At 71.0% G+C, this 24,348-nt stretch carries 27 protein-coding genes and 1 riboswitch; of the genes, 10 read left to right on the top strand and 17 right to left on the bottom strand.

Annotation, left to right across the window (positions count from 1 at the left end):
- Positions 1 to 80: 80 nt before the first annotated feature.
- From IE134_RS04035 to IE134_RS04050, 4 genes are all read left to right on the top strand, one after another.
- A complete protein-coding gene (locus IE134_RS04035; RefSeq protein ID WP_030718448.1) occupies positions 81 to 1,061 on the top strand; it encodes a carbohydrate ABC transporter permease in 981 nt (326 codons plus the stop codon).
- The gene (locus IE134_RS04040; RefSeq protein WP_097948415.1) at positions 1,058 to 1,972 is read left to right on the top strand and encodes a carbohydrate ABC transporter permease; all 915 of its coding nucleotides are present in this window, start codon (positions 1,058 to 1,060) and stop codon (positions 1,970 to 1,972) included. Before IE134_RS04035 ends, IE134_RS04040 begins: the two co-directional genes overlap by 4 nt.
- A 58-nt stretch (positions 1,973 to 2,030) precedes the next feature.
- A complete protein-coding gene (locus tag IE134_RS04045; RefSeq protein WP_189429590.1) occupies positions 2,031 to 3,461 on the top strand; it encodes a GH1 family beta-glucosidase in 1,431 nt (476 codons plus the stop codon).
- Positions 3,462 to 4,019: 558 nt separating this feature from the next.
- On the top strand, positions 4,020 to 4,586 hold the full coding sequence (locus tag IE134_RS04050) for a DUF417 family protein (RefSeq protein ID WP_189429592.1): 567 nt from the start codon (positions 4,020 to 4,022) through the stop codon (positions 4,584 to 4,586).
- Between the two features lie 26 nt (positions 4,587 to 4,612).
- Here the strand turns inward: IE134_RS04050 and IE134_RS04055 are convergent, their stop codons facing one another.
- Positions 4,613 to 5,146 carry a DinB family protein gene (locus IE134_RS04055; protein WP_189429594.1) on the bottom strand — a complete coding sequence of 178 codons (534 nt, stop codon included), beginning with the start codon at positions 5,144 to 5,146 and terminating at the stop codon, positions 4,613 to 4,615.
- 184 nt (positions 5,147 to 5,330) lie between these two features.
- On the opposite strand from IE134_RS04055, the gene IE134_RS04060 reads away from it, so the two are divergent.
- The 3 genes from IE134_RS04060 to IE134_RS04070 all read left to right on the top strand — a co-directional run bounded on the left by IE134_RS04060 (position 5,331) and on the right by IE134_RS04070 (position 6,630).
- Positions 5,331 to 6,017: a DUF4232 domain-containing protein gene (locus IE134_RS04060; protein WP_189429928.1), complete on the top strand. Its 687-nt coding sequence runs from the start codon at positions 5,331 to 5,333 to the stop codon at positions 6,015 to 6,017.
- 91 nt (positions 6,018 to 6,108) lie between these two features.
- Positions 6,109 to 6,267 (top strand): hypothetical protein, encoded by a 159-nt coding sequence (locus IE134_RS04065; protein ID WP_189429596.1) that lies wholly within the window; start codon positions 6,109 to 6,111, stop codon positions 6,265 to 6,267.
- A gap of 57 nt (positions 6,268 to 6,324) precedes the next feature.
- Positions 6,325 to 6,630: a hypothetical protein gene (locus IE134_RS04070; protein WP_229823296.1), complete on the top strand. Its 306-nt coding sequence runs from the start codon at positions 6,325 to 6,327 to the stop codon at positions 6,628 to 6,630.
- 152 nt (positions 6,631 to 6,782) lie between these two features.
- On the opposite strand, the gene IE134_RS04075 is transcribed toward IE134_RS04070, so the two are convergent.
- Positions 6,783 to 7,742 (bottom strand): NAD(P)-dependent alcohol dehydrogenase, encoded by a 960-nt coding sequence (locus IE134_RS04075; RefSeq protein WP_189429598.1) that lies wholly within the window; start codon positions 7,740 to 7,742, stop codon positions 6,783 to 6,785.
- Positions 7,743 to 7,854: 112 nt separating this feature from the next.
- Here IE134_RS04075 and IE134_RS04080 point away from each other — a divergent pair, with 112 nt between their 5' ends.
- Complete coding sequence (locus IE134_RS04080) at positions 7,855 to 8,526, top strand: TetR/AcrR family transcriptional regulator (protein ID WP_189429600.1); 672 nt, start codon at positions 7,855 to 7,857, stop codon at positions 8,524 to 8,526.
- Positions 8,527 to 8,607: 81 nt separating this feature from the next.
- Here IE134_RS04080 and IE134_RS04085 read toward each other — a convergent pair whose 3' ends face one another.
- Entirely contained in the window at positions 8,608 to 9,054 is a 447-nt protein-coding gene (locus IE134_RS04085) for an anthrone oxygenase family protein (protein ID WP_030718420.1), read from the bottom strand.
- A 91-nt stretch (positions 9,055 to 9,145) separates the two neighbouring features.
- On the opposite strand from IE134_RS04085, the gene IE134_RS04090 reads away from it, so the two are divergent.
- Positions 9,146 to 9,724: a TetR/AcrR family transcriptional regulator gene (locus tag IE134_RS04090; RefSeq protein ID WP_098893765.1), complete on the top strand. Its 579-nt coding sequence runs from the start codon at positions 9,146 to 9,148 to the stop codon at positions 9,722 to 9,724.
- A 43-nt stretch (positions 9,725 to 9,767) separates the two neighbouring features.
- On the opposite strand, the gene IE134_RS04095 is transcribed toward IE134_RS04090, so the two are convergent.
- The 14 genes from IE134_RS04095 to thrC all read right to left on the bottom strand — a co-directional run bounded on the left by IE134_RS04095 (position 9,768) and on the right by thrC (position 23,052).
- Positions 9,768 to 10,991, bottom strand: coding sequence for a mannosyltransferase family protein (locus tag IE134_RS04095; protein ID WP_189429601.1), 1,224 nt, complete (start codon positions 10,989 to 10,991; stop codon positions 9,768 to 9,770).
- Positions 10,992 to 11,108: 117 nt separating this feature from the next.
- Positions 11,109 to 11,588, bottom strand: a complete 480-nt coding sequence (locus IE134_RS04100; protein ID WP_189429603.1) for a hypothetical protein — start codon at positions 11,586 to 11,588, stop codon at positions 11,109 to 11,111.
- Positions 11,581 to 12,081 (bottom strand): SigE family RNA polymerase sigma factor, encoded by a 501-nt coding sequence (locus tag IE134_RS04105; RefSeq protein ID WP_030718411.1) that lies wholly within the window; start codon positions 12,079 to 12,081, stop codon positions 11,581 to 11,583. The genes IE134_RS04100 and IE134_RS04105 overlap by 8 nt, the downstream gene beginning before the upstream one ends.
- A gap of 222 nt (positions 12,082 to 12,303) precedes the next feature.
- Positions 12,304 to 12,870, bottom strand: a complete 567-nt coding sequence (locus IE134_RS04110; RefSeq protein ID WP_189429604.1) for a GNAT family N-acetyltransferase — start codon at positions 12,868 to 12,870, stop codon at positions 12,304 to 12,306.
- Between the two features lie 51 nt (positions 12,871 to 12,921).
- Positions 12,922 to 14,769 carry an ABC transporter ATP-binding protein gene (locus IE134_RS04115; protein ID WP_373296792.1) on the bottom strand — a complete coding sequence of 616 codons (1,848 nt, stop codon included), beginning with the start codon at positions 14,767 to 14,769 and terminating at the stop codon, positions 12,922 to 12,924.
- Complete coding sequence (locus IE134_RS04120) at positions 14,711 to 15,202, bottom strand: lasso peptide biosynthesis B2 protein (protein WP_030718403.1); 492 nt, start codon at positions 15,200 to 15,202, stop codon at positions 14,711 to 14,713. The genes IE134_RS04115 and IE134_RS04120 overlap by 59 nt, the downstream gene beginning before the upstream one ends.
- Entirely contained in the window at positions 15,199 to 15,450 is a 252-nt protein-coding gene (locus IE134_RS04125; RefSeq protein ID WP_010056003.1) for a lasso peptide biosynthesis PqqD family chaperone, read from the bottom strand. Before IE134_RS04125 ends, IE134_RS04120 begins: the two co-directional genes overlap by 4 nt.
- The gene (locus tag IE134_RS04130) at positions 15,447 to 17,408 is read right to left on the bottom strand and encodes an asparagine synthase-related protein (protein WP_032769162.1); all 1,962 of its coding nucleotides are present in this window, start codon (positions 17,406 to 17,408) and stop codon (positions 15,447 to 15,449) included. Before IE134_RS04130 ends, IE134_RS04125 begins: the two co-directional genes overlap by 4 nt.
- A 50-nt stretch (positions 17,409 to 17,458) precedes the next feature.
- Complete coding sequence (locus IE134_RS04135; RefSeq protein ID WP_107047159.1) at positions 17,459 to 17,590, bottom strand: keywimysin-related RiPP; 132 nt, start codon at positions 17,588 to 17,590, stop codon at positions 17,459 to 17,461.
- 557 nt (positions 17,591 to 18,147) lie between these two features.
- Positions 18,148 to 18,657 (bottom strand): hypothetical protein, encoded by a 510-nt coding sequence (locus tag IE134_RS04140; protein WP_229823299.1) that lies wholly within the window; start codon positions 18,655 to 18,657, stop codon positions 18,148 to 18,150.
- A gap of 160 nt (positions 18,658 to 18,817) precedes the next feature.
- Complete coding sequence (groL, locus tag IE134_RS04145; protein WP_003967345.1) at positions 18,818 to 20,440, bottom strand: chaperonin GroEL; 1,623 nt, start codon at positions 20,438 to 20,440, stop codon at positions 18,818 to 18,820.
- 350 nt (positions 20,441 to 20,790) lie between these two features.
- Positions 20,791 to 20,997, bottom strand: coding sequence for a cold-shock protein (locus tag IE134_RS04150; RefSeq protein WP_003967346.1), 207 nt, complete (start codon positions 20,995 to 20,997; stop codon positions 20,791 to 20,793).
- Positions 20,998 to 21,442: 445 nt separating this feature from the next.
- Positions 21,443 to 21,721, bottom strand: coding sequence for a MoaD/ThiS family protein (locus tag IE134_RS04155; protein ID WP_006126483.1), 279 nt, complete (start codon positions 21,719 to 21,721; stop codon positions 21,443 to 21,445).
- A gap of 35 nt (positions 21,722 to 21,756) precedes the next feature.
- On the bottom strand, positions 21,757 to 23,052 hold the full coding sequence (gene thrC / locus IE134_RS04160; RefSeq protein WP_189429608.1) for a threonine synthase: 1,296 nt from the start codon (positions 23,050 to 23,052) through the stop codon (positions 21,757 to 21,759).
- An 18-nt stretch (positions 23,053 to 23,070) separates the two neighbouring features.
- Positions 23,071 to 23,198: riboswitch (SAM riboswitch) on the bottom strand.
- A gap of 153 nt (positions 23,199 to 23,351) precedes the next feature.
- Here thrC and IE134_RS04165 point away from each other — a divergent pair.
- Positions 23,352 to 24,302 carry a glucosyl-3-phosphoglycerate synthase gene (locus IE134_RS04165; protein ID WP_030718378.1) on the top strand — a complete coding sequence of 317 codons (951 nt, stop codon included), beginning with the start codon at positions 23,352 to 23,354 and terminating at the stop codon, positions 24,300 to 24,302.
- The last annotated feature ends 46 nt before the right edge of the window (positions 24,303 to 24,348 follow it).

A 24,348-nucleotide genomic window follows, 5' to 3' on the forward strand; every position in this document is an offset into this window, starting at 1 on the left:
CGCACCACGGTGGCCCGGCCCCACCCCCGTACCCCTCCCCGCAGCTCGTCTCTCCGCCCCCGATCCCGAAGGGCCGCACCGTGTCCCTCACCGCCACCGCGAAGGCCGGGCCCCGCAGCCCCGCCGGAACCGGGCCCGGCCCCGACGACGGCCGGGCCGCCGCGCTCCGGCGCACCTGGCGCAAGGCCTCCCCGTACGCCTACATCGCCCCGTTCTTCACGCTCTTCCTGGCCTTCGGCCTCTTCCCGCTCCTCTACACCGCGTTCGTCTCGCTCTACCGGGTCGAGCTCCAGACGAGCGGCGAGATGGAGTGGCGGGGCATCGCCAACTACACGGCGCTGTTCACCGACGAGTACTTCTGGACCTCGCTGCGCAACACGTTCACGATCGGCGTGCTGTCCACGGTCCCGCAGCTCGCGATGGCGCTGGGCCTGGCGCACCTGCTCAACTACAAGCTGCGCGGCCGGACCTTCATCCGGACCGCGATCCTGCTCCCGTACGCGACCTCCGTGGCCGCCGCGACGCTCGTCTTCGCGCAGCTCTTCGGCAAGGACTTCGGGCTGATCAACTACGTGATCGGTCTGGTCGGCTTCGACCCGGTGGACTGGCAGACCGGCACGGTGGCCTCGCAGATCGCGGTGTCGACGATCGTGATCTGGCGGTGGACCGGATACAACGCGCTCATCTACCTGGCGGGCATGCAGTCGATCCCGCACGAGCTGTACGAGGCGGCGGAGATGGACGGGGCGTCGCGCTGGCGCCAGTTCATCCACGTCACGCTCCCCGGGCTGCGCCCCACGATCGTCTTCACCGTCATCATCTCGACGATCGGCGCGACGCAGCTCTTCGGTGAGCCGCTGCTGTTCGAGGGGTCGATCTCGGGCGGTATCTCGCACCAGTACCAGACGCTCGGCCTGTACATGTACGAGCAGGGCTGGGGCTTCTTCCACCTGGGCCGGGCCGCGGCCATCGCCTGGGTGATGTTCGTCCTCATCGTGGTGCTCGTCGGGGTCAACGCCCTGATCGCGCGCCGCCGCGCACGCAAGGAGGCCGGCCGATGACCGCGCTCGCCGCACCGCCGACCGCGCCCGAGAAGGGCGACCCGCCGCAGGGCCCGCGCGCACAGCGGATACGTAAGGGCGGAGGCGCGGGCCGCACGATGAAGGGCGGCTGGCTCTCCTACCTGATCCTCGGCTTCGCCCTCCTCATCTCGGCGTTCCCGTTCTACTGGACGATCGTCGCGGCCAGCCGGTCCAACGCGGACATGGCGAAGGTGCCGCCGAGCCTGCTGCCGGGCCCGAACCTGATCAAGAACTTCGAGCAGGTCCTCGAAGAGGCGGACATCGGCAAGGCACTGCTGAACTCGCTGATCGTGTCGGGTTCGATCACGATCGGCACGGTCCTGTGCTGCACGCTGGCCGGATTCGCCTTCGCCAAGCTGAAGTTCAAGGGCCGCAACGCCCTGCTGACGCTGACGATCGGCACGATGATGATCCCGCCGCAGCTCGGCGTGATCCCGCTCTTCATGCTGATCGCCGAGCTCCAGTGGGTGAACCAGCTCCAGGCGGTGATCCTGCCGGGCCTGGTCTCGGCCTTCGGTGTCTTCTTCATGCGCCAGTACCTGGTGCAGTCGCTGCCGGACGAGCTGATCGAGGCGGCCCGGGTCGACGGCGCCTCCACCGCGCGCATCTTCTGGTCGATCGTGATCCCGATCGCGCGGCCGGGGATGGCTGTGCTCGGGATGCTCACCTTCATGACGGCGTGGAACGACTTCTTCTGGCCGATCATCGCGCTGTCCTCGCAGGAGCCGACCGTGCAGGTCGCGCTGCGCCAGCTCGGCGGCGGTTACGTCAACGACCAGTCGGTGATCATGGCCGGCACGCTGCTCGGCACGCTGCCGGTGCTGCTGGTCTTCGGCCTGCTGGGCCGGCAGATCGTCGGCGGCATCATGCAGGGCGCGGTGAAGGGCTGACCGGACCGCCCGCCTCCTCTTCTCCCTCTGTCCCCCCTCACCCTGGAGTGTCCGTCTCATGACCGCTGTCGATGAAGCCCGCCCGGCGACCGCCCCGGCCGCCCGACCCGAGACCGGTACGGTGCTCCGCTTCCCGACCGGTTTCCGGTGGGGCACGGCGACCGCCGCGTACCAGATCGAGGGCGGGGCCGCCGAGGACGGCCGTACGCCGTCCATCTGGGACACCTTCAGCCGGACGCCCGGCAAGGTGCGCAACGGCGACACCGGTGACATCGCCGCCGACCATCTGCACCGGATGCCGGACGACGTACGCCTGATGAAGGAACTCGGCGTCACGGACTACCGGTTCTCGGTCTCCTGGCCCCGGGTCCAGCCGACGGGGCGGGGCCCGGCGGTGGAGCGCGGCCTCGACTTCTACCGCCGCCTGGTGGACGAGCTGCTGGGAGCCGGCATCAGACCGGTGGCGACGCTCTACCACTGGGACCTGCCGCAGGAGCTGGAGGACGCGGGCGGCTGGCCGGAGCGGGACACGGCACACCGGTTCGCGGAGTACGCGGGCCTGGTGGCGGGAGCGCTGGGCGACCGGGTGTCGACGTGGACGACGCTCAACGAGCCCTGGTGCGCGGCGTTTCTCGGGTACGGGAACGGGGTCCACGCGCCGGGCCGGACCAGCGACCTGGCAGCCCTGCGTGCCGCCCACCACCTGAACCTGGCGCACGGCGCGGGCGCGAGGGTCCTGCGGGACCGCCTCCCGGACACGGCGGAGATCTCCCTCACCCTGAACGTCCACGCCCTGCGCCCCCTGAGCGACACCGAGGCGGACCGGGACGCGGTGCGCCGGATCGACGCGGTGGCGAACCGGATCTTCCTGGACCCGGTGTTCCACGGCCGGCTGCCGGAGGACCTGGTGGCGGACACGGCGGCGGTGACGGACTGGTCGTTCGTGAAGGACGGCGACCTGGAGGTCACGTCGACCCCGATCGGCTCGCTGGGCATCAACTACTACTCCCCCAGCGTGGTTTCGGCGGGCACGTCGGAGTCCCCGTCCCCCTGGGCGGGCGCGGAGCAGCATGTGGCGTTCACCCCGGCGGCGGGCCCGCGCACGGCGATGGACTGGCCGGTGGACGCGGACGGCCTGTACGAACTGCTGACCCGCCTGCGCGACGAGCTCCCGTCCGTGCCGGTGCTGGTGACGGAGAACGGGGCGGCGTACGACGACTACGCGGACCCGGAGGGCGAGGTGCACGACCCGGAGCGGGTGGCGTACCTGGACGGGCACCTGGAGGCCGTCCACCGGGCGATCGAGGACGGGGCGGATGTCCGCGGCTACTTCCTCTGGTCGCTGCTGGACAACTTCGAGTGGGCGTACGGCTACAGCAAGCGGTTCGGCATCGTGCACGTGGACTTCGCGTCGCAGCGGCGGACGGTGAAGGACAGCGCGCGGTGGTACGCGGAGGTGATCGGGCGGGGCGGGCTGGAGCGGGGCTGATCCCACCCGCTTGTCGAAGGGCCCCGGGGTGCACGCCCCGGGGCCCTTCGACGTGCCCGGCGGCTGATTCCTCCCGGATTCGGGCGGGTGGCTTTCGGCCGGATGGAAGATCGGGGGTGCGCGGGGGCGGGGCGAGGGGCGGCCGCGGTGAGCGGCGGGGCGCCGAGGTGGCCGAGAAGCCCATCGGCCCCGGTGAGCCGAGGATGAGCCACGCCCAGCTCTACGGAGGGCTTGGCCCCGGCCCGTACGGCGACCACATCGGCAACCGCTTCCATCCCCTGAAGCAACATGGCGCGAATGCGCCCCTTGCGGTGGGGGCTGGTGGACGCGCCCCTTGACGACCTCCCAGCCCTCGTCCGTATGGTCTAGACCAAGCAGCGAAGGCAATCCGGCCACGTCGATCACGTACGGCCCCGCACTCGCTCCCCGCCCCCACCTCCAGGCGCGCACCGCCCCGCACCATCCACGAATCGCCCCGTCGCCCCAGGTGCCCGACGAGCCGCGCGGGTCCACCCATGCACGTTTTCCCACCCCCACAGACATCACGGGAGATCGCACATGAGCAGCCACACCGTAGAGCCGAGCCTGCCCCCGACCAGCGGAATCCCTGAACCCCCCGCGGGGGAACGAGAGCTGGATCGGACCCACCGCCCTCCCGGCTTCCGATTCCTTCGACGACTCGCCGAGCTGGTAGACGTCCACGCCCTCGCCCTGCTGAGGGCGACGGTCGGCATCGTCTTCGTCGGCTTCGGCGTGCTGAAGCTGTTCCCGTCGGCCAGCCCGGCCGAGCAGCTGGCCGTGGACGCGGCCACGAAGATGACGCTGGGCCTCGTCCCGGAGACCGTCCTGCTGCTCTCCCTCGCAGCGCTCGAAACAGCCATCGGCATCGGCCTGATCGTCGGCCGCCGCCTGCTGCGCCCCGCCCTCGTCGCGTTCTTCCTGCACATGGGCGGCGTGTTCTCGACCCTCTTCCTCCTCCCCGACGCAATGTGGCAGCCCCACTCACCCGCGCCGACCATGGAGGGGCAGTACGTCGTCAAGAACGTGGTCCTGGTGGCGGTGTGCCTGGTGGTGGCGGCGCACGAGTGGAGCCGCGGGAGCGGTCGCCGGACGCGGGGGCGGTGACCGGCACAGCCGGCGGAGGAAGCGCCCTAGTGCTTCGATGCCGCTCGAATCAGGCGCAGTTGCCCGATCTCGGCGACGTTCTTCATCAGCTCGGCGTTCAGCCAGGCGACCGTGTGTCCGACGGTGTTGTCCGGCGGGGTCTGCCACGGCAGCGTGGAGACCGCATCGAGATCGGCGTCGGTGAGTTCGTCGAGGACAGCCAGCCACTGGGTGCGTAGCTCCTGGAGCCAGGTGACAGCCGCCGGTCCGCTGCCCGGCCACGTGACGTCGGTACGCTCCCGGGGCGTCCGTCCTCGTAGGTGATCGATGGTGGTGCTCCACCACCAACCGATATGCCAGCTCACCCAGCCGATGGTGGGAACGGGAACGGGAACGGGGTCGGGCTCGGTCTCGGCCCAGTCCGGCAGCCAGTTCCCGGCGGCGTCCGGACGCACGGTCCACGACAGATCAGCGGGCTCCCACAGGAAGTCATCGGGCCCGAGTCGCTCCAGGTGGTAGTCGAACAGTGACCAGGTCATGTCGAACTGCCAGCGCAGCAGCTCACAACGGGGATTGCTCATCATTCGATCCTCGCATTCGGTCACGTACCCCGCTGAAAATCTGGCGCATTTCAACACCGCTTTCATGGAACGGATTCGCTGAAACAGAACCTGGACATGCGCAGGATCATTTCAGGATGGAGCCGCCCCTAACGTCGTCGATGTCATTGCAGAGCAACGCAGTCGACCGCCGTTGGAGTTCATGATGCGCTCGCGTCTCGCCACCCGTTCCGCCCGCCTCGTCCTGGCCGCCGCCGTCGTGACAGCCCTCGCCGCCACCACGGCCTGCGGCCCCGAGGACCCGTCGGAGACGGGTGCTGCGGCTCCTTCCGCCGCCTCTTCCTCCACCGGGGACGGCAAGGGCGAGACCCCGTCGGGCGACAGCGCATCAGCCAGTGAGAGCACGTCGGCCGGAACCTCCAAGAGCGGTGGCTCCACGTCCGGTGACAAGGGCGACTCCGCAGCCGGCGACAAGAGCGGCTACGGACAGTCCTGCGGCACCAACGACCTGGACTTCACGGTCACGTGGGAGGCTCAGCCGATCAGCCATTACCTCGTCACCGCCAAGGCGAAGTCCGGCATCACCTGCTACCTGGACGTGAACACTCCCAGCGTCTCGTTCGGTTCGGGCGCCGACGGCGTAGCCTCACCCGTCGGGCAGGGCGGCGAGGACCCGATCAAGCTCTCGGGTTCCTCGGTCGCGTACGCCGGTATCAACGTCAAGACCACCGAGGGCGAGGGCGGCAAGCAGTTCGAGAACGTCATCATCGCCACCTCCGAGGACGACCCGAACCCGGCCGAGGTCGAGCTGCCGGACGCGCCCACGGTGGACAAGCCGATCGTCACGAACTGGTCGACGAAGCGCGGCGAGGTCATCCCGCGGATCGTCTAAGACACCGGCCGCATCCGCACACGGTTCAGTTCTGCTGCGCGACCAGGACGACGACTGCTTCGGGCTCTGGATGTTCCAGGAGGGCCGACTGGTGGAATTCGCCATTCCGCACACCGAGCGCTTCCACCAGCCAGCGCCGCCCAATGAGGACTTCCTCCCCGACCCGGGCATGCTTCTGCGCACCGACCAAGGGGATGCTCTGCCGGAGCAGACCCCGGCGGAACTCCGCGACACCCGCTCACCCTGGTAGGGGCATCGCCGCCCACGCGGAGGTCCCCAGGACTTTGGCCATAGGTAGGGTCCGAGGATGTCGGATCAGTCAGTTGCGGCGGGGGCCGGTCTCGCCGGTGTGATGGCGCACTGCGGCGGAGACTACGGCCACGACCTGGACACCGACGCGATGCGGGACCGGTTCGCGCCCTGGTTCCATGCCCTCGACGTGGTGTCCGAACGGGACCCGGTACCGGAATCGCTGGCCGCCATGGCCCGGCTGCCCCGGGCCTGCGGCCGGTACGAACTGGCCTTGGCTCTGTGCGACCGCGCCGACGCCGTCGATCGGGTCATGTGGACGGCCCTCGCGCGAGCGGCCACCCCGCCTACCGGAACCTGCTGATCGACTACGCGTGCGCAGGGCCGCAGCTCCCTCCGGGACTGGTCGCCGAGGCCCACCGGATCCGCCGAAGCTGAACGGAACTCTCTCGCGCCGGTCGTCGTCAGGCTCCGTCGGCCGGGGCTGCCAGCTCGTCCATCGCACCCTCACGGCGGTCACACCAACCGGATCACATGCTTGCCCCGCACCCCGCCGCCCTCCAACGCGCGGTGGGCGGCGGCGATGTCCGCCAGCGGATGGACCGTGTCGACGACGGGCCGCAGATCACCGCGTTCGACATAGGCGGTCAGTTCGGCGAACAGGTCGTGCTTCGGGTTGCCGCTGAAGAACCGGACCCGCTGGCGGCCATGCACGGCCGAGCCCAGCAGATAGCCGATGCTCCGGGCCGGATGGTCGATGTCGAAGGCGATGGAGACCAGTCGTCCGCCGGGGGCCAACCGCGTTCGCAGCAGGCGGTGCTCGGTGCCGACGGTGTCCATGATGACGTCGTAGCGGTCCAGTTCGGCCAGAGGCGTGGTCCGGTGGTCCAGTACCTCGTCCGCACCCAACTCCCTTACGAAGTCGGAGTTCTTCGCGCTCGCTAGGCCGGTGACGTGGGCCCCGAGGGCCTTGCCGAGCTGGACGGCGACACTGCCGACGCCGCCGGACGCCCCGCGGACGAGCAGGCGCTCGCCCGCCCGGAGTCCGGCCCTGTCGCGCAGGGCGGTGAGGGACGTGGTGCCCCCGGCGGGCAGCGAGGCGGCCTCGGTCAGGGTGACGTTCTCGGGGGCGTACGCGATCTGGCGGGGCCGGACGGAGACGTACTCCGCCGCACTGCCGAAGGAGGAGCGCCCCAGGATGCCCCAGACCCGGTCGCCGGCCCGCAGCCCGGTGGCCGAGGCGTCCACCTCGGCGACCTCACCGGCGAAGTCGAGCCCGGTCCGCTGCGGGAAGCGCCGGCCGGTGACCAGGCGGACCTTCCCGGCGCGCCCGTACAGCTCCCCGCCGTTGACGCTCGCCGCATGAACCTGGACGAGCACCTCGCCCGGCTTGCGGACCGGCACCGGGACCCGGCCCTCGTAGAGGACCTCGGGCGGCCCGTAGTTGTCGTAGAGCGCGGCGCGCATGTCGTTCACGGTGGGGGTGTCCTGTCTGTTCCGTCGATGTCGATACGGGGTGAGTGCTGCTTCCGATCCACGGTAGGCCGGTAAACGGACGACCCCCTCCATTTAGCCTAAAGTGAGAGACATGCCTGCTCAGACCTCTCACAACCCGCCCCCGGTCACCCCGGACCCCGGCCCCGATGCCCTGCGGGCGGATGCCCGGGAGAACCGGGAGCGGATCCTGCGGGCCGCCCGCGAGGCGTACGCGCTGCACGGCATCGACGTACCGATCAGCGCCATCGCACGGCGGGCCGGCGTCGGCGTCGCCACCCTCTACCGCCGCTTCCCCACCCGTACCTCACTGATCACCGAGGCGTTCACCGAGCAGCTCGCCGAATGCGCGGGGGCGCTGGACGAGGCTCTGGAGGACCCGGACCCGTGGCGCGGGTTCTGCACGGTGTTGCGGAAGGTGTGCGCGATGCAGGCCGCCGACCGGGGATTCACGCACGCGTTCCTGGCCCGGTTCCCGGGCGACACGGCATACGCCGGGGAGCGCGACCGGGCGGAGGAGGGGCTGGCCCTGCTGGTCCGACGTGCGAAGGAGGCGGGCGCACTGCGCCCGGACTTCGACGTCTCGGACGTGGTGCTGACCCTGCTGGCCAACAACGGCGTGGCGAACGGAGCGGGCCCGGAAGCCGCTGCGGCGTCCCGGCGACTGGTGGGCTACCTGCTGGAGTCGTTCCGGGCCGGCCCCGCCACCGGCCCGCTCCCGCCGCCTGCGGGGCTGGAGTTGGACCGGTTGGGCGGGACGGGGTGAGGGGAGGCAGAGGAGTGGGAGTGTGCGGGCCCGCACAGGCGAGGGGCATCCCGCCCGCGGACCTCCCCACTCACCCCCGACTCAGGCGAGAGCCGTCACCAGCGAGGCGAAGGCGGCGATGAGGACGGCCACACGGACGTAGTGGTAGCGGTCCCAGCGGTTCATCTGCTCCTTCCAGTCCTCGGGCCGGTTCTCCGGGGTCCACGTCTTGCCCCGGTTGTTGATCGGGACGAGCAGCAGGAGCGACATGACCACACTGAGGAGCAGCAGCCCACCCGCGGCGACGACCAGGCCGACGCCTCCCTCCCCCCATCCGGCTATGGCCCAGATCGCGCTCAGGACGAGTGAGCCGATGTACCAGAACGGCATCAACGCCCCCAGCATCCGGCCCCCGTGGCTTCGGCCGAGCTGCGCGCTGTCGTCGGGGAGCGCGTCGAGAATCCGGTTGATGACGAAGGCGACGGAGAACTCCACCCCCACCAGCAGTCCGACGATCACGGTGGTGACGATCTCAAGTGCGTCGAGCATGATGACCCCTCCTGGGATCTAGCGGCGCTAGATGATGAGGCAACGCTAGCGCTACTGCCGCTCGATTGTCTAGCGGTGCTAGAATCGAGGCATGTCGGTACAGGAACGCAAGGAACGGGAACGGGCGAGCCGCGAGCGCCTCATCGTGGCGACGGCTCGCGAACTCGCCGAGCAGCAGGGCTGGGACGCGGTCACCACGCGCCGGCTCGCCGAGCGCATCGAATACAGCCAGCCCGTCCTCTACAGCCACTTCCGCGGCAAGCGCGAGATCATCGGCGCCGTCGCCCTGGAAGGCGCCACCGAGATGGCCGCGGCGCTGCGGGCCGCCGCCTCCGACGCGGACGGCCGCCGCGCCCGGGTCGCCGCCCTCGCCCACGCCTACCTGGAGTTCGCCGAGCGGAACCCGGCGGTCTACGACGCCCTGTTCCAGCTCGACGGCGGCCTGGCCTTCGCGCAGGAGGACACCCCGGAGCCGCTGAAGGACGCCTTCGCCGCGCTGCTGGAGACGCTCGGCGAGGTCGCCGGGGAGGGCGTCCACCCGGCGCTGTTCACCGAGCTCTTCTGGTCCGCCCTGCACGGGCTGGCCACCCTCACCCGGGCGGGGCGGCTCCTGCCGGAGGGCGCCGAGCAGCGGCTCGATCTCCTGGTGGAACGGCTGGCCGTGCTCTGACCCGTAATCCGGCAGCAGCCACCGGCGCGGCCGGCCCGCCCCCTCAACCCGCCCATCTCCCCGTCAGGAACGTCAGCGCGACGAGCGTCGTCACCGGGGCCGCCACGCACAGGTACACCGTCCTGAACCACGGCCGACGCAGGCTCAGCGCCGCCAGGCCGATCCACAGCGGCCACCACAGCAGCGTCGCGCGCGGGACGGACGTGTACCAGTACGAGGTTCCCAACGCCCATAGGCTCAGGGCCACGTACACCACTTCCGGCCACCGGCGTCGGCGTACCAGCAGCACCACCAGGGCGAGACCCACCAGCATCGCCGCCAACTCCGCCTGGAACATGAACGCGTAGCCGGTCGACTGCGTGCCGCCGAACGCCCCGGTCCAGGTGTTCACCCACGCCTCCCACGGGGTGTGGAACGTGCGGTACCAGCCGCGTTCCTGCGCGTGCTTCCAGGCCATCCAGTCGCCGGTGTGCGCGTGCAGATACCAGCTGTACGCGGCCGGGGGCAGCGCGGGCAGCAGCGTCCAGCCCGTCGACCGCCAGGTCCGCCGGCCCCCGCCCGCACGGACGGACAGCAGGAACAGCAGCCCGATCGCCGCCGCGAGGAACAGGCCGCTGACGCGGACCGCCGTGCCCAGCGTCGTCAGGACGGCGGCGAGCGCCCACCGGTGCTTCATGGCAGCGAGCCAGGCGGGCAGGGCGAACGCGAGGAACAGCGCCTCCGTGTAACCCGCCGCCAGGAACACCGCGCAGGGCGAGAGCAGAAAGAGGACGACCGTACGGTGTCCCGCCCCCTCCTCCGGCAGATACGCCCGCGCGACACGGGCCAGGGACAGTACGGCAACGGCCCCCGCGACCAACGAGATCAGCAGCCCGGCCCCCGTCCAGTCCGGTACGACCGTGTGCACGGCACGGAGCAGGAAGGGGTAGCCGGGGAAGAACGCCTCCCGGTTGTCCCAGCCGCTCGTCCACGGGCCCGCGCCCGCCGGGAAGTAGCCGTCGCGCGCTATGTGGAGGTAGTGGTTCGCGTCCCAGTGCTGGAAGGGCGCCAGGACCGGGGCCGTCTCCCGTACGCCGGACTGCGCGGGAAACAGCCAGCGGGCGAAGTGGGCCGTGATCCACAGGGATATCCGGGTCAGGAGGTAGAGCCACAGGACATCGCGATCGGCGGGGCTCAGGCGGAACCGCGCCGCCCGGGGCTCGGGCGCGGCGGCGGCCGCCGCAGGACGGACAGGCGGAGGCCGCAGTCCGGGGGAGAGCGTGGACAACGCAGGCACCTTTCGGGCACGCCTCGCGGGTACGTCGGGGCGCGCCGGATCGCCCGGGAAGCCGCCGGGTCACGGAAGGGGAAGGGGCAGGGGAAGAGGAGAAGGGTGGCGGCCGCGTCAGGGCGTCGGCGCGCCCCCGTCAGTCGTCGCCGAAGCCGTCGGTGGCGTCATGCTCGTGCTCGTACTTGTGCTTGTACGCGTGGGCGGTCCGCCCGGCTCGGTGGTCCGGCCCGTCGGCCCCTCCGACCCAGCGCCCCCCGGCATCGTGGTGCTCGGCGACGGCGGCGGGGACGGCGGCTCCGTGGGCAGGCCCTGCGACGGTGCGGGCGACGGGTAGCTGGGCGACGGGCTCGTCGCCGGGGCCACCGGCTCCGGCCGCACCGGCAGCAGGCCCACCGCGACCGCGCCGCCCCCGCCGACGACCAGGCACACCCCCACCGCGACCACGGCCATCCGGCGTCGCTGGGCGCGCATGCCGCGCCGGGTGATGCCCGACGCGGTCTCCGGGGCGGTCAGTGCCTGCCCGAACTCCCCGGCCTCCCGGAACAGTGACCGCAACGGATCCTGCGGCTCCCTCGGGTCCTGCGGTTCAGACATCAGGAGCCTCCTCGATGCGGGGGTCCCGCAGACGGTGGGCGAGCGCCGCCCGTCCACGGACCAGATGCGTCTTGATCGTGCTGGTGGAAAGCCCGGTCTCCCCGGCGATCTGCTCGACCGTGAGATCGCACAGGTAGTGCAGGGTCAGCGTCCGCCGCTGCTGGGCGGGCAGCTCCCGCAGCGCGTCGACCAGGACCACATGGTCCGGATCCGGCGGCGCCACGTGCTCCGCCGCACCGCTCCCCCGGCCCCAGGCGTCCGCCGACCGCCGCCGGAAACGCCAACGGCTCACCGCCAGCCGCCAGGCGACGGTACGGATCCACGCCTCGGGCTGCCCGTCCCGCTCCAGCCGCCCCCGCCGGACCCACGCCTTGACGAACGCTTCCTGCACGACGTCCTGCGCCTCCTGGAGGTCGCCGGTCATCACGTACAACTGGCCGGTGAGACGTGCGACCGCCTGGGCGTAGAACTCTTCGAACTCCTCGACGGTCAAAAGCTGCTCCCGGATCTTTCGCTTCACCGGGTATACGCCCGCCGACGGCCGTCCGGTCTACATCACCGGAGAGGCAATGGGGTGACCGTCGTCACAGCCGGTGCTCGCCCTGGGCCGGCCGGCTCTCAGCCCGTGGTCACCCTGGGCCCGCGGTGCGCAGTCGGTGCTCACCCTGGGGCCCGCCGGTGCTCAGTCGGTCCCCACCCGGGGCCCGGCTCGGGTTCAGCCCGCCCCCACCCGCTTCTCCAACAACGTCACCCCGTACGTCCGCCCGCCGTCGCCGTTCTTCCCCGCCTGCTCGCCGACCACCACGTACCCCGCCTCCTCGTAGTAGCGGCGGAGCCGGGTGTTCGACGTCAGGCAGTCGAGCCGGCACAGCGGGCGGCCCGACGCGGCGATCCGGCGCTCGGCCTCCGCCAGCAGCGCCCGCCCGGCTCCGGGCGGGGCGGTGCGCCGGTCCGTCATCAGCCGGTGGACATAGCCCGCGACCGGCGGCTGGACGCCCCAGGCCGGCTCGTCGTCCCACCACAGCTCCCAGGCCCCGGTACTCGGCCCGCCGGGGCCGACCGTCGCGATCCACACCTCGCCCGCCCGCAACCGCGCCCCGAAGTGCTCCGGGCCCAGCTCCCCGGGCTTCCACTGGTCGATGCCGCGCTCGATCTGCCACCGCGCGGCGTCGTCCCGGAGGCGGACGAGCTCGGTCAGGTCGCTCTCCCCCGCCCGCCGGAACGACAACGCGGGCGACAACATGAGCGAGGACTCCGCAGAGGAAGGGCTTGTGTGCGTCATGCCGTGATCTTCCCTCAGGAGGACCGGACCGCCGCCGCCCCGGCCGTACGCCTACACCCCTTGGCCGTCCGCCGCCAGCTGCGTCGTCGCCAGCTCGCGGTACAGCTCGTCCCCGGCGATCAGCTCCTCGTGCGTGCCCGCCGTGCGGACCCGGCCCTCCTCCAGGACCACGATGCGGTCCGCGTGCCGGACGGTGGACAGGCGGTGTGCGATCACCAGCACCGTGGTCCGCTGGGCCAGTTCGAGGATCACATCGCGCAGCGCCTGCTCGTTGACCGCGTCCAGTTGCGAGGTCACCTCGTCGAGGAGGAGCAGCCGGGGGTGGCGCAGGAGGGCACGGGCGATGGCGATGCGCTGGCGTTCGCCGCCGGAGAGGGTGACGCCCCGGTGGCCGACCGCCGTGTCCAGACCCTCGGGCAGCCGCTCGACCAGGGCGTCCAGCCGGGTACGGGTCACCGCCGCCGCCAGCTCCTTCTCGTCCGCGTCCGGGGCCGCGAAGAGGAGGTTCTCCCGCAGCGTCCCGGCGAGCACCGGCGCGTCCTGTTCCACGTACGCCAGCGAGCCCCGCAGTTCGGCCAGCGGCCAGTCCCGGATGTCGCGGCCGCCCACGGTGATCGTGCCGGCCTCGTGGTCGTAGAAGCGTTCCAGCAGGCTGAACACCGTCGACTTGCCCGCCCCGGACGGGCCCACCAGCGCCACCATCCCCCCGGCCGGCACATCGAACGTCACGCCTTGGTGGGCGGGGGCGCGCTCGTCCCCGTACCCGAAGGTCACGTCCTGGAAGGTCACCCCGAGCGGCCCGCCGTCCCCCTTCGTCAACCCGCCGGATTCCTCCGCCGGTTCGCCCGGCAGCGACTCCACCTCGTCGATCCGGCGCACCGCCGCCAGCCCGCTCTGCAGGCCTGTCCACCCTTCGACCAGACCGGCGATCGGGCCCATCAGGTAGAAGAGGTAGAGCAGGAACGCGATCAGGGAGGAGATCTCCAGCGAGCCGGAGGCGGCCCGCGCGCCGCCGACGCCCAGCACCGCCAGGAACGCGAGCTGGATCGACATCGTCATCGTGACCTCGGTGACCGAGGACCACTTCGCCACCGTGACGCCCCGGTCGTGCGCATGCCGCGCCGCCGCCGCGACGGCCGCCGTCTCCCGGTCCTCCGCCCCGCTCGCCTTGACCGTACGGAACGCCTGGAGCACCCGGTCCAGCGCCGCGCCCATCGCGCCCACGGACTCCTGCGCCTTGAGCTGCGCCCGCTGGATGCGCGGCATCAGCAGGGAGGTCACGGCCCCGATGCCGACGACCACCACCAGCGTCACGCCGAGCAGCGTCAGGTCCATGTACGCCATGAGGGCGATCGTGCCCAGCAGCATCAGCACGCTGTTGAACGACTCGACGAGCCCGCTCGACAGCACCGTACGGAGCAGGGTCGTGTCGCTCGTGACCCGTGACTGGAGGTCGCCCGGCGTCAGCCGGTCCACCGCCGGGACCTTCAACCGCATGATGCGGCCCACCAGTTGGTCGCGGGCGCGCAGGACCACTCCCTCTCCCGTGCGGGACATGAGAAAGCTCCCGTACGCGGAGAGGCAGGCTCCCGCCAGCACCAGCGCGGTCAGCGCGACGAGCGGGGCCACGGGCGAGCGGCCGTCGGCGAACGTGTCCACCGCGTGCTTCGCCATCAGCGGCATCGCCAGCCCCGCCCCGGACCCGGCGAGCGAGAGCAGGCCCGCCCGGATCAGGACGCCCCGGTGCGGACGGACCCGGGCGAGGAGCAGCCGGAGGGGGGACGGAGAGGTGGAGAGGGCCGGGACCGGGGGTGTCGGCGAGCCGGGCGGTTCCGTGTTCTCAGGCGGTCTGCCCGGGCCCTGACCCGTCTGCCCCGGCTCCGCCGCCGTCCCCGCCACCGCGCTCACCCTGAACCCCCTCGCGTACCGTCACCACCATCAAAGGACGCAGATCGGCGGCCTCTGCCTGCTCCCCGACCGTACGTCCTTCCGCCAGCACCCAGGCGTGCGGGGAGAACGGCGGGGTCGCCCAGACCCCCGCGCACCAGTCGGGCCAGACACCGGACATCCGGCACGCCAGGGCGACGGCCACGGAGCGGGGCAGGCAGCCGTAACGGCTGGCGCAGCGGCGGCTGGTGGCGACGACCGCCTCCAGCACCTCCAGCGTCTCGGCGTACGGGGCCGGGCGCGCGCCCCGCGAGCACCGGGCCAGCACCCGGCGCAGCCGGCCGGGCTTGAGCCGGGCCAGGACGAACGCGGCGGCGATGGCGGCCCGCAGGCGCACCCCGCCGGCTCCCGCGCCCCGGCGCGGCATCGTCATCTCGGTGGTCATGGGCGCAGGATCTTCGCCTCGACGAGCCGGCGCGTCAGCTCCGCGACGTCCGACTCGGCCTCGGCCCGCTCGACGTCGAACTCGGCGACGATCCGGTCGACGGCGGCCTCGGGGGCGCGGCCGGCGGCGAGGGTCTCGACGACGATGACGCTGGTGTCGTTCAACTGCCAGTAGCTGCCGCTCTTCTCGTCGAGGAGGACGCCGCCGTACTCGGTGGTCGTGACGGCGATGCCTTTTCTGAGCTTCACAGGGATGCCTCGCTGGGGGTGGTCGTGGGGGTCGGCCGGTGTGTGGGCCAGGCGTTCTCGGCTGTGCGGAGCCAGGTCTCCCCGGCCACGGTGGAGCTGATGGAGTGTTCGACCAGGACCGGCGAGAAGGGTTCGGCCGCCAGTCGGAGCAGGTGGCGCGAATCCACCAGGCCGTGTTCGGCCAGGCGGGACCCGGTCCACAACTCGGCCAGGTCCGTAGCGTGTTCGCGCAGGCCCTGGTGTTCGTCGGAGGACATGTGGTCCTTCGTCGTCCGGGCCAGCAGCGCGTCGGGCACCACCCCGCGCATCGCCTCGACGAGCAGCGGCTTGTAGCGCCAGGGGCTGATGCGCTCCGGGAGGCGGACGGCGAGGGTCGCCTCCAGGACCCGGTCGTCGTAGAAGGGCGCGGCGACCGGCAGCCCGAGCGTCATGCCGATGTCCTCCATCGCCTGGAAGTGCCGGGCTCCCATCCGTACGCCGTCGATGTCGACGTGCCTCCCCCGCCACGGGTCGATCGGTTCGGCGTGCTCGGCGGCGGCCCGGAACTCCTCGGCGATCAGGGTCTTGGCGTGCTCGGTGAGCCAGGGGTGCGGGGACTGCCGTACGCCCCAGGAGAGCAGCGGGGTCCGGGCGACGGGCTGGGGTGCGGCGGTGACCGCCCCGGCGAGCCAGCGGGGGAACGCCGAACGGTCGAGCAGGGCCTTCAGCGTCGGCAGGAGCGGCCAGCCGAGCTGGTGGCGCAGGCCGCCGAGGTGGCTCCAGGCGGTGAACGGGTTGCCGCGGAAGAGGTCCTGGTAGGCGTGGGGCAGTCCGAGGAAGATCTCGTCGCCGCCGTAGCCGGTGAGGTGGTAGCGGGAGCCGGTGGCCCGGGCGCGGCCGAGGAGCAGTTCCGCACGGGCCCGGCCGGGGGCGACGGGGAGCGGTTCGTCGTTCAACTCGGCTGCTGTGGAGGCGAGATCGGCGTAGAAGTAGGGGGCGTCGGCGGCGGGGATGACGTGGTGGTCCAGGGCGGGGGCGGTGCTCGCGGCCGTGTTCCGTGCCACCTCGACCGCTCTGCGCGCCCAGCTCTCGTCCTCGCTGTAGCGGTCCCGGGCGGCCACCGTCAGCAGGGACAGCGACGCGGGGCCGGCCTCCCGGGCGGCGAAGGCGAGGACGGTGGAGTCCAGGCCGCCGGAGAGTTCGCAGCTGATCCGGTCGCGGCCGCCGACATGGGCCCGTACGGAGGCCGTGATGGCCTCTCCGACCCTGCGGGCTCCCTCCGCCAGGGGCAGTTCCCCGGGCGGCGGCTCCCACCAGCGGTGTTCCGTGGGACCGGGGACGGCGGCCGTGCCCGGTGCTGCGACGGGCAGGGCCAGGCCGTACCCGGCACCGGTCTCGTGGACGCCCCGCCACACGGCGCGGCGGCTCAGGGGGTGCGGCAGGAAGTCCAGCAGCCGGAGCGCCAGCGCGCTCTCGTCCAGGGGCGCGTCGATCAGGCGGGCCAGGACGGCGGGGCGGTCGGAGGCGATGGTTCCGGCCGCCGGGTGCCGGGCGTGGTAGATGCGGCGGAGCCCGGTGGCGGTGCCCCGGATCCAGCTCTTCCCCGACAGCCGGGCGACCACGTGGTAGAGGCCGGGCAGCCGGGCGAGGCGGCGCTCCAGGCCGGTCCGGTCGCGGGCGCCTTCGAGGATTTGGGCGAGTACGGCGTCGGGGACGCGGTCCGGGCCGATGAGGACGAGGCCGTCCTCGCCGCGCGCGAGGTGGCTGACCTTGCGGACCAGCGGGCGGGCCACGACCCAGGGCCGGCCCGAGGGGTGGGCGACGGTCAGGGCGTCGCTCACCTCCCGGGCGGGCCCGGTGACGTCCGGCGCCGAGGACCGGCCGGCAGCCGCTTCCGGGACGGGAAGCTGCCCGGCCGCTGCCGCTCCCGCCGCGCTGTCCGGCAGGACGACGAAGTAGTCACGCAACTGGCCGGGCATCTTCACCTTTCGGAAGTTCTCACGCGGTGCACAGGAATCGGATCGGCGGATCAGACGATGCGACGGGTCCAGTACTCCTTGTACGAGCCGACGAAGTAGCCGGCGGTCTTCTTCGAGAAGTCGCCCTGCTGGAACATCGACGGCTTCACGTAAGCCTTCTTCTGCTGCTTCTGCTGCTTCATGACACCTTCCCTTCTGTGCGGTTGACGACCGTTATGCGTAACTGGCCTCTGCATAACTGGAGTTATTCGTGCGACTGGTGTTCGTCATGCGAACACCAGAGCCATCATGTCCGGCCGTTGAACCGGTACGCATGATTCCGACTTACCGTGCGAAGTTGGCTGGATAGCGCGAGCGTCGAGGTCCTGGCGGGCTCATTGCCGGACACCTCCGCCCCGGTCCGGGACCGCCTTGCCCCCACCCTGTGCAGTCGCACACGACCCGGACAGGGGCAGCCGGTGGACTGGACCAATGGCGGGATGCGGCCACCGGACCGGGCAGTGAGCTGGCACGACGGGGAGCAGCCGTCGGCGGATCCGGCGAACCAGCCGGAACGGGCCCCGGACCGGGCTCCGCGGCCGCTCTACCCCAGGGATCGCGGGCGCGCCACCGCCCTCGGCACAGTCGCGCCGAAACGTGCTGCCGCACGGGAGTGGCCACGGCAAGTAGTCATTCGGCCACGCGGACCCCTCACAACCGCCCGGCCACCGGCGCTCACGAGCCGGAAGCCGCTCCTCCCCTACCTCTTGCGCAGCCGGTAGCCGCCCCAGGCCGCCGTTCCCGCGCCCACGAACAGCGGGATCATGCCGTAGCCGACGACCGTCGAGGAGTGGGCGTACCAGCGTCCGCCGTCGAACACCTGGGTCGCGGTGATCGTCGCGGGGTCGTTCCGGCCGTCGTGGTCGGCGAAGAGAATTCTGCTGCGGCTGATCTCCTCGGACCGAGGCACGCCGTCCACATGGGCGCGCAGCATCTCGCGGGCCACCAGGTCGCGCTCGGCCGCATTGACGCGCTGCTGGGCCGCGCTCTCGCCGAAGCAGTGCCAGACGGTCTGCCCCTTCTTGGTGCGGGTGTCGTCACAGTCGATCCGGCCGAAGGTCTCCACCCGCATGCCGAGGGCGCCGGAGAGGCCCGTCCCGGTCACCACGACGCCCAGCCCCAGCGCGAACAGCAGGGCGCCGCCCACGACGAGCGAGACCCCCTTGAGCCGCCCTCGGCCGCCCGTTCTCCCCGTACCGCTCCCGCTCATGCCCGTCCCGCCCCCCGTGTGCGTACGACCGTCCCCTCAGGTCATTGTCCCAAGGAACCCGGACACGCCACAGGGGCGGCACCTCCGTGAAGGAGATACCGCCCCTGTGGGACGTACGCCGAACTTCGATCAGGTGGGAGGCCGGGGCCTCCGTGCCCGATCAGAAGTCCATGTCACCGCCCGGCATGCCGCCCGGAGCGGCCGCGCCGGCCTTCTCGGGCTTGTCGGCGATGACGGCCTCGGTGGTGAGGAACAGCGCGGCGATGGACGCGGCGTTCTGCAGGGCGGAGCGCGTGACCTTCGCCGGGTCGAGGATGCCCTCGGCGATCATGTCGACGTACTCGCCGGTCGCGGCGTTGAGGCCGTGACCGATCGGCAGGTTGCGGACCTTCTCCACGACGACGCCACCCTCGAGACCACCGTTGACGGCGATCTGCTTGAGCGGGGCCTCCAGCGCGAGCTTCACGGCGTTGGCGCCGGTCGCCTCGTCGCCCGTGAGGTCGAGCTTCTCGAAGACGGCCGAGGCCTGGAGCAGAGCCACGCCACCACCGGCGACGATGCCCTCCTCGACGGCGGCCTTGGCGTTGCGCACCGCGTCCTCGATGCGGTGCTTGCGCTCCTTGAGCTCCACCTCGGTGGCGGCGCCGGCCTTGATGACGGCCACGCCGCCGGCCAGCTTCGCGAGGCGCTCCTGGAGCTTCTCGCGGTCGTAGTCCGAGTCGGAGTTCTCGATCTCGGCACGGATCTGGTTGACGCGGCCCTGAACCTGGTCGCTGTCACCGGCGCCGTCGACGATCGTCGTCTCGTCCTTGGTGATGACGACCTTGCGGGCGCGGCCGAGCAGGTCCAGGCCGGCGTTCTCCAGCTTGAGACCGACCTCCTCGGAGATCACGGTGCCACCGGTGAGGATGGCGATGTCCGCGAGCATGGCCTTGCGGCGGTCGCCGAAGCCCGGGGCCTTGACGGCGACGGACTTGAACGTGCCCTTGATCTTGTTGACGACCAGGGTGGAGAGCGCCTCGCCCTCGACGTCCTCGGCGATGATCAGCAGGGGCTTGCCCGACTGCATGACCTTCTCCAGCAGCGGGATCAGGTCCTTGACGCTGCCGATCTTCGAGTTGACGATCAGGATGTACGGGTCGTCGAGCGACGCCTCCATACGCTCCATGTCGGTGGCGAAGTACGCCGAGATGTAGCCCTTGTCGAAGCGCATACCCTCGGTGAGCTCCAGCTCCAGACCGAAGGTCTGGGACTCCTCGACGGTGATGACGCCTTCCTTGCCGACCTTGTCCATCGCCTCGGCGATCTTGGCGCCGATCTCGGTGTCGGCGGCGGAGATGGAGGCGGTCGAAGCGATCTGCTCCTTGGTCTCCACGTCCTTGGCCTGCTCCAGCAGAGCGGCGGAGACGGCCTCGACGGCCTTCTCGATGCCCCGCTTGAGGGCCATCGGGTTGGCACCGGCGGCGACGTTGCGCAGACCCTCGCGGACGAGAGCCTGGGCGAGAACGGTGGCGGTGGTCGTACCGTCGCCGGCGACGTCGTCCGTCTTCTTGGCGACCTCCTTGACCAGCTCCGCACCGATCTTCTCGTACGGGTCCTCGAGCTCGATCTCCTTGGCGATGGAAACACCATCGTTGGTGATCGTGGGCGCGCCCCACTTCTTCTCGAGGACGACGTTACGGCCCTTGGGGCCGAGGGTGACCTTGACGGCGTCGGCGAGCTGGTTCATCCCGCGCTCGAGACCGCGCCGTGCCTCCTCGTCGAACGCGATGATCTTGGCCATGTGAAGTGGTCCTCCCGGACAGGGGTGGATTTCTCCGGACCGGGAGGCGCCCGCGACGGACGGCCTGCGCGTGTGCTGGTTCCTTGCCCCAACACACCTGCGGGCCTCACCGGCCCGGTCCAAGTTCTGTCACTCTCACCTGGAGAGTGCTAACGCCAATGATTAGCACTCGACCCCCGAGAGTGCAAGCGCCTTCGGCGAGTGCCCACCATGCGGCCGAGGGGCGCGAAGCCCTGCCGGCACCGGGCCGTGACCGCCGCCCGTCCCCCTCACGCGCGTAGGGCCCGATCCCCTGATCCGGGGTCGGGCCCTACGTGCGTGAGTGGTGTCGTCGGACGACCGCGCCGAGCTCAGCCGACGGCGAGCTTGACCATGTCGGCCTGGGGCCCCTTCTGGCCCTGCGAGATCTCGAATTCAACTCGCTGACCCTCTTCGAGGGTGCGGTACCCGTCCATCTGGATCGCGCTGTAGTGGACGAAAACATCCGCACCACCGTCGACCGCGATGAAGCCGTACCCCTTCTCCGCGTTGAACCACTTGACGGTGCCCTGAGCCATGCCCAACTCCCCTATTACTGGCCCTTGCGCAGGACCGCACTTCGCGGCCCCGGGTCGTGACTCACCCTCCGACAGGAGAGGGTGCGCGGCGCCGCAGCGCCTCGACCGCGGCCGAATGTATCCGTCCAACTGCCCTCTGCAACAGGTCAATCGGACGAGAATTCTGGGCACAGAGGAACAGGCGAAAATGCGGGTTTGCTGAGATTTACGGGCAAGTCGGGCCAGGCAAAGGGCACTTATGCCGCAAGAGGTTCACGCACTTTGGCTGCTTCTTATCGGGGCCGGGCGCATTCTCATATGCGGGCGGCACGGGCAGCGGATGGGGCTTCCCCAACTGTACCGCGCTCAACCATGCAGAATTGCCCCCTCCGCTTCTCTCGCGGAGGGGGCAACCGTGGTCACACAGAGGTGCGGTGAGGACCGCCGGCGAGCGGCCCGGGGCGGTTCAGCAACCGCCGGCCACCGCGGGGATGATCGAGACGCCGGCGCCGTCCGGGGTGGCCGCGTCCAGGCCGCCCTCGAAGCGCACGTCGTCGTCGTTGACGTACACGTTCACGAAGCGGCGCAGCTTGCCCTGGTCGTCCAGGACGCGGGCGGCGATGCCCGGGTGGTCCTTCTCCAAGGACTCGATGACCTCGGAGAGCTTCGTGCCCTCCGCCGGTACCTCGGCCTGGCCGCCCGTGTACGTACGGAGGATGGTGGGGATGCGGACCTTGACGCTCATGGTGGTGCCCTTCTTCCTTCGGTACGGGGTGGTCGTCAGGCGGTGCCGAGGCCCGCGGCGCGGAACGCGTCCAGGCTCGGCTTGATGGTGGCCGTGGCCTGCGAGGTGGCGGAGACCGCGTCGAGCGTCTTCAGGCCGTCGCCGGTGTTGACGACGACGGTGGTGAGCGTCGGGTCGATGACACCGGCCTCGATGAGCTTCTTCGTCACGCCGAGCGTCACCCCGCCCGCCGTCTCGCCGAAGATGCCCTCGGTGCGGGCCAGCAGCTTGATCGCGTCGACGACCTGCTCGTCGGTGACGTCCTCCACCGCGCCGCCGGTGCGCCGGGCGATGTCGAGGACGTAGGGGCCGTCGGCCGGGTTGCCGATGGCCAGCGACTTGGCGATGGTGTTCGGCTTCTGCGGCCGGACGACGTCGTGCCCGGCCTTGAAGGCGGCGGAGACCGGGGAGCAGCCCTCGGCCTGGGCGCCGAAGATCTTGTACGGCCGGTCCTCGACCAGGCCGAGCTTGATCAGCTCCTGGAGCCCCTTGTCGATCTTCGTGAGCTGGGAGCCGGACGCGATCGGGATGACGATCTGGTCGGGCAGCCGCCAGCCGAGCTGCTCGCAGATCTCGTACGCCAGCGTCTTGGAGCCCTCGCCGTAGTACGGGCGGAGGTTGACGTTGACGAAGCCCCAGCCCTCGCCGAGCGGGTCGCCGATGAGCTCGGAGCAGAAGCGGTTGACGTCGTCGTAGTTGCCCTCGATGCCGACCAGTTCACCGCCGTACACCGCGGCCATGACGACCTTGCCCTGCTCCAGGTCGTGCGGGATGAACACGCAGGAGCGCAGTCCGGCGCGGGCGGCGGCGGCGCCGACGGCTCCGGCCAGGTTGCCCGTGGAGGAGCAGGAGAGGGTGGTGAAACCGAAGGCGCGGGCGGCCTCGACGGCGATCGCGACGACGCGGTCCTTGAAGGAGTGCGTCGGGTTGCCGGAGTCGTCCTTCACGTACAGGCCGCCGGTGACGCCCAGCTCACGGGCGAGGTTGTAGGCCTTGACCAGCTTGGTGAAGCCGGGGTTCAGGTTGGGCTTGTCCGCGACGTCGGCGGGGACGGGCAGCAGCGGGGCGTAGCGCCAGATGTTGTCCGGACCGGCCTCGATGCGCTTGCGGAGCTCCTCCGGGGAGCCGGTGGGCAGGTCGTAGGCCACTTCGAGCGGCCCGAAACAGGACGCACAGGCGAAAAGCGGGCCGAGCTCGAAACGCTCGCCGCACTCGCGGCAGGAAAGCGCCGCTGCGGGACCCAGGTCCGGGGAAGCGGTGGTGGCATTACCTGCGACGGTCTGAACAGCCATGATGGCGGAGGCCCTTTCTCCTCATCTTCCTCGCGACGCATTTCGCCGCAAGACGGAATTGGCACCTTCCCCACCGTGACCTCGCGGTCGGCAGGAGGGTTGCCGGGACTTCAACGGGCCGTTCCCTCAGTCCCTCTGGATGAGCTCTATGGCACTGGATCTTCGATCCAGGCGTTTATGTGCGGTCCGACCCCGACATGCGACGGTCATCCGCGTTGTTCAAGACTGTAACCGAAGCACCGGACCGTTGAGATAGTCGTCCGAACCGCGAGATGGATCACACACAGGGAGTGCCGACCGTGCTCGAAGAGGTGGAACGCTGGCTGACCAGGCGTTCCTGGTCGTCCGGCGACCGCCCGCTGCACCAGCTCACCGACGCCCGGGCCGCCGACCCGCGCCGTACGTCCGTGAGCGTGGTGCTGCCCGCGCTGAACGAGGAGGCCACGGTCGGCGCGATCGTGGCGGTGATCCGCCGCGAGCTGATGGAGAAGGTCCAGCTCGTCGACGAACTCGTGGTGATCGACTCCGGCTCCACCGACGCCACCGCGGCCGTGGCCCGGGCGGCGGGCGCGCGCGTGGTCCACCGGGACGCGATCCTGCCCAGGATCCCGGCCCTGCCCGGCAAGGGCGAGGTGCTGTGGCGCTCACTCCTGGTGACCAGCGGCGAGATCGTGTGCTTCGTGGACGCCGACCTGAAGGACTTCTCGGCGGACTTCGTCTCGGGGACGGTCGGCCCGCTGCTCACCGATCCCGCCGTCCAGTTCGTCAAGGCGATGTACGACCGCCCGCTCGGCGACAGCGCAGGTCAGGGCGGCCGGGTCACTGAACTGGTGGCACGCCCGCTGCTCAATCTGCACTGGCCGCAGCTGGCCGGTTTCGTGCAGCCGCTGGGCGGCGAGTACGCGGTGCGCCGGTCCCTGCTGGAGCGGCTGCCGTTCCCGGTCGGTTACGGAGTGGAGCTGGGGCTGCTCGTGGACGCGCTGCACACCGTGGGCCTGGACGCGCTGGGCCAGGTCGACGTCGGCGTCCGCAGGCACCGCCACCAGGACGGCCAGGCACTGGGCCGGATGGCGGCGGCGATCTACCGCACGGCACAGCTGCGGCTCTCCCGGGGCCATCTGGTGCGGCCGGCGCTGACCCAGTTCGAGCGCGGCGAGGACGGCTTCGTGCCGCGCACCCATGCGGTGGACACGGAGGAGCGGCCGCCGATGCGGGAGATCGCGGAGTACGCGGAGCGCCACGCGGCGTGAGGGGGCGGGGTGCGTGCCTCACCGTGCCCCTCCGAGGCGTTTGGCG

The organism is Streptomyces rubiginosohelvolus (genome assembly GCF_014649875.1).
Taxonomy (GTDB): domain Bacteria; phylum Actinomycetota; class Actinomycetes; order Streptomycetales; family Streptomycetaceae; genus Streptomyces; species Streptomyces rubiginosohelvolus.

Bases quoted from the DNA above. Each gene is read 5' to 3' on its own strand.
- IE134_RS04040 (WP_097948415.1), top strand. From the start codon at position 1,058: ATGACCGCGCTCGCCGCACCGCCGACCGCGCCCGAGAAGGGCGACCCG.
- IE134_RS04045 (WP_189429590.1), top strand. From the start codon at position 2,031: ATGACCGCTGTCGATGAAGCCCGCCCGGCGACCGCCCCGGCCGCCCGA.
- IE134_RS04050 (WP_189429592.1), top strand. From the start codon at position 4,020: ATGAGCAGCCACACCGTAGAGCCGAGCCTGCCCCCGACCAGCGGAATC.
- IE134_RS04055 (WP_189429594.1), bottom strand. From the start codon at position 5,146: ATGAGCAATCCCCGTTGTGAGCTGCTGCGCTGGCAGTTCGACATGACC.
- IE134_RS04060 (WP_189429928.1), top strand. From the start codon at position 5,331: ATGCGCTCGCGTCTCGCCACCCGTTCCGCCCGCCTCGTCCTGGCCGCC.
- IE134_RS04070 (WP_229823296.1), top strand. From the start codon at position 6,325: ATGTCGGATCAGTCAGTTGCGGCGGGGGCCGGTCTCGCCGGTGTGATG.
- IE134_RS04080 (WP_189429600.1), top strand. From the start codon at position 7,855: ATGCCTGCTCAGACCTCTCACAACCCGCCCCCGGTCACCCCGGACCCC.
- IE134_RS04085 (WP_030718420.1), bottom strand. From the start codon at position 9,054: ATGCTCGACGCACTTGAGATCGTCACCACCGTGATCGTCGGACTGCTG.
- IE134_RS04090 (WP_098893765.1), top strand. From the start codon at position 9,146: ATGTCGGTACAGGAACGCAAGGAACGGGAACGGGCGAGCCGCGAGCGC.
- IE134_RS04100 (WP_189429603.1), bottom strand. From the start codon at position 11,588: ATGTCTGAACCGCAGGACCCGAGGGAGCCGCAGGATCCGTTGCGGTCA.
- IE134_RS04110 (WP_189429604.1), bottom strand. From the start codon at position 12,870: ATGACGCACACAAGCCCTTCCTCTGCGGAGTCCTCGCTCATGTTGTCG.
- IE134_RS04120 (WP_030718403.1), bottom strand. From the start codon at position 15,202: ATGACCACCGAGATGACGATGCCGCGCCGGGGCGCGGGAGCCGGCGGG.
- IE134_RS04130 (WP_032769162.1), bottom strand. From the start codon at position 17,408: ATGCCCGGCCAGTTGCGTGACTACTTCGTCGTCCTGCCGGACAGCGCG.
- IE134_RS04135 (WP_107047159.1), bottom strand. From the start codon at position 17,590: ATGAAGCAGCAGAAGCAGCAGAAGAAGGCTTACGTGAAGCCGTCGATG.
- IE134_RS04140 (WP_229823299.1), bottom strand. From the start codon at position 18,657: ATGAGCGGGAGCGGTACGGGGAGAACGGGCGGCCGAGGGCGGCTCAAG.
- groL (WP_003967345.1), bottom strand. From the start codon at position 20,440: ATGGCCAAGATCATCGCGTTCGACGAGGAGGCACGGCGCGGTCTCGAG.
- IE134_RS04150 (WP_003967346.1), bottom strand. From the start codon at position 20,997: ATGGCTCAGGGCACCGTCAAGTGGTTCAACGCGGAGAAGGGGTACGGC.
- IE134_RS04155 (WP_006126483.1), bottom strand. From the start codon at position 21,721: ATGAGCGTCAAGGTCCGCATCCCCACCATCCTCCGTACGTACACGGGC.
- thrC (WP_189429608.1), bottom strand. From the start codon at position 23,052: ATGGCTGTTCAGACCGTCGCAGGTAATGCCACCACCGCTTCCCCGGAC.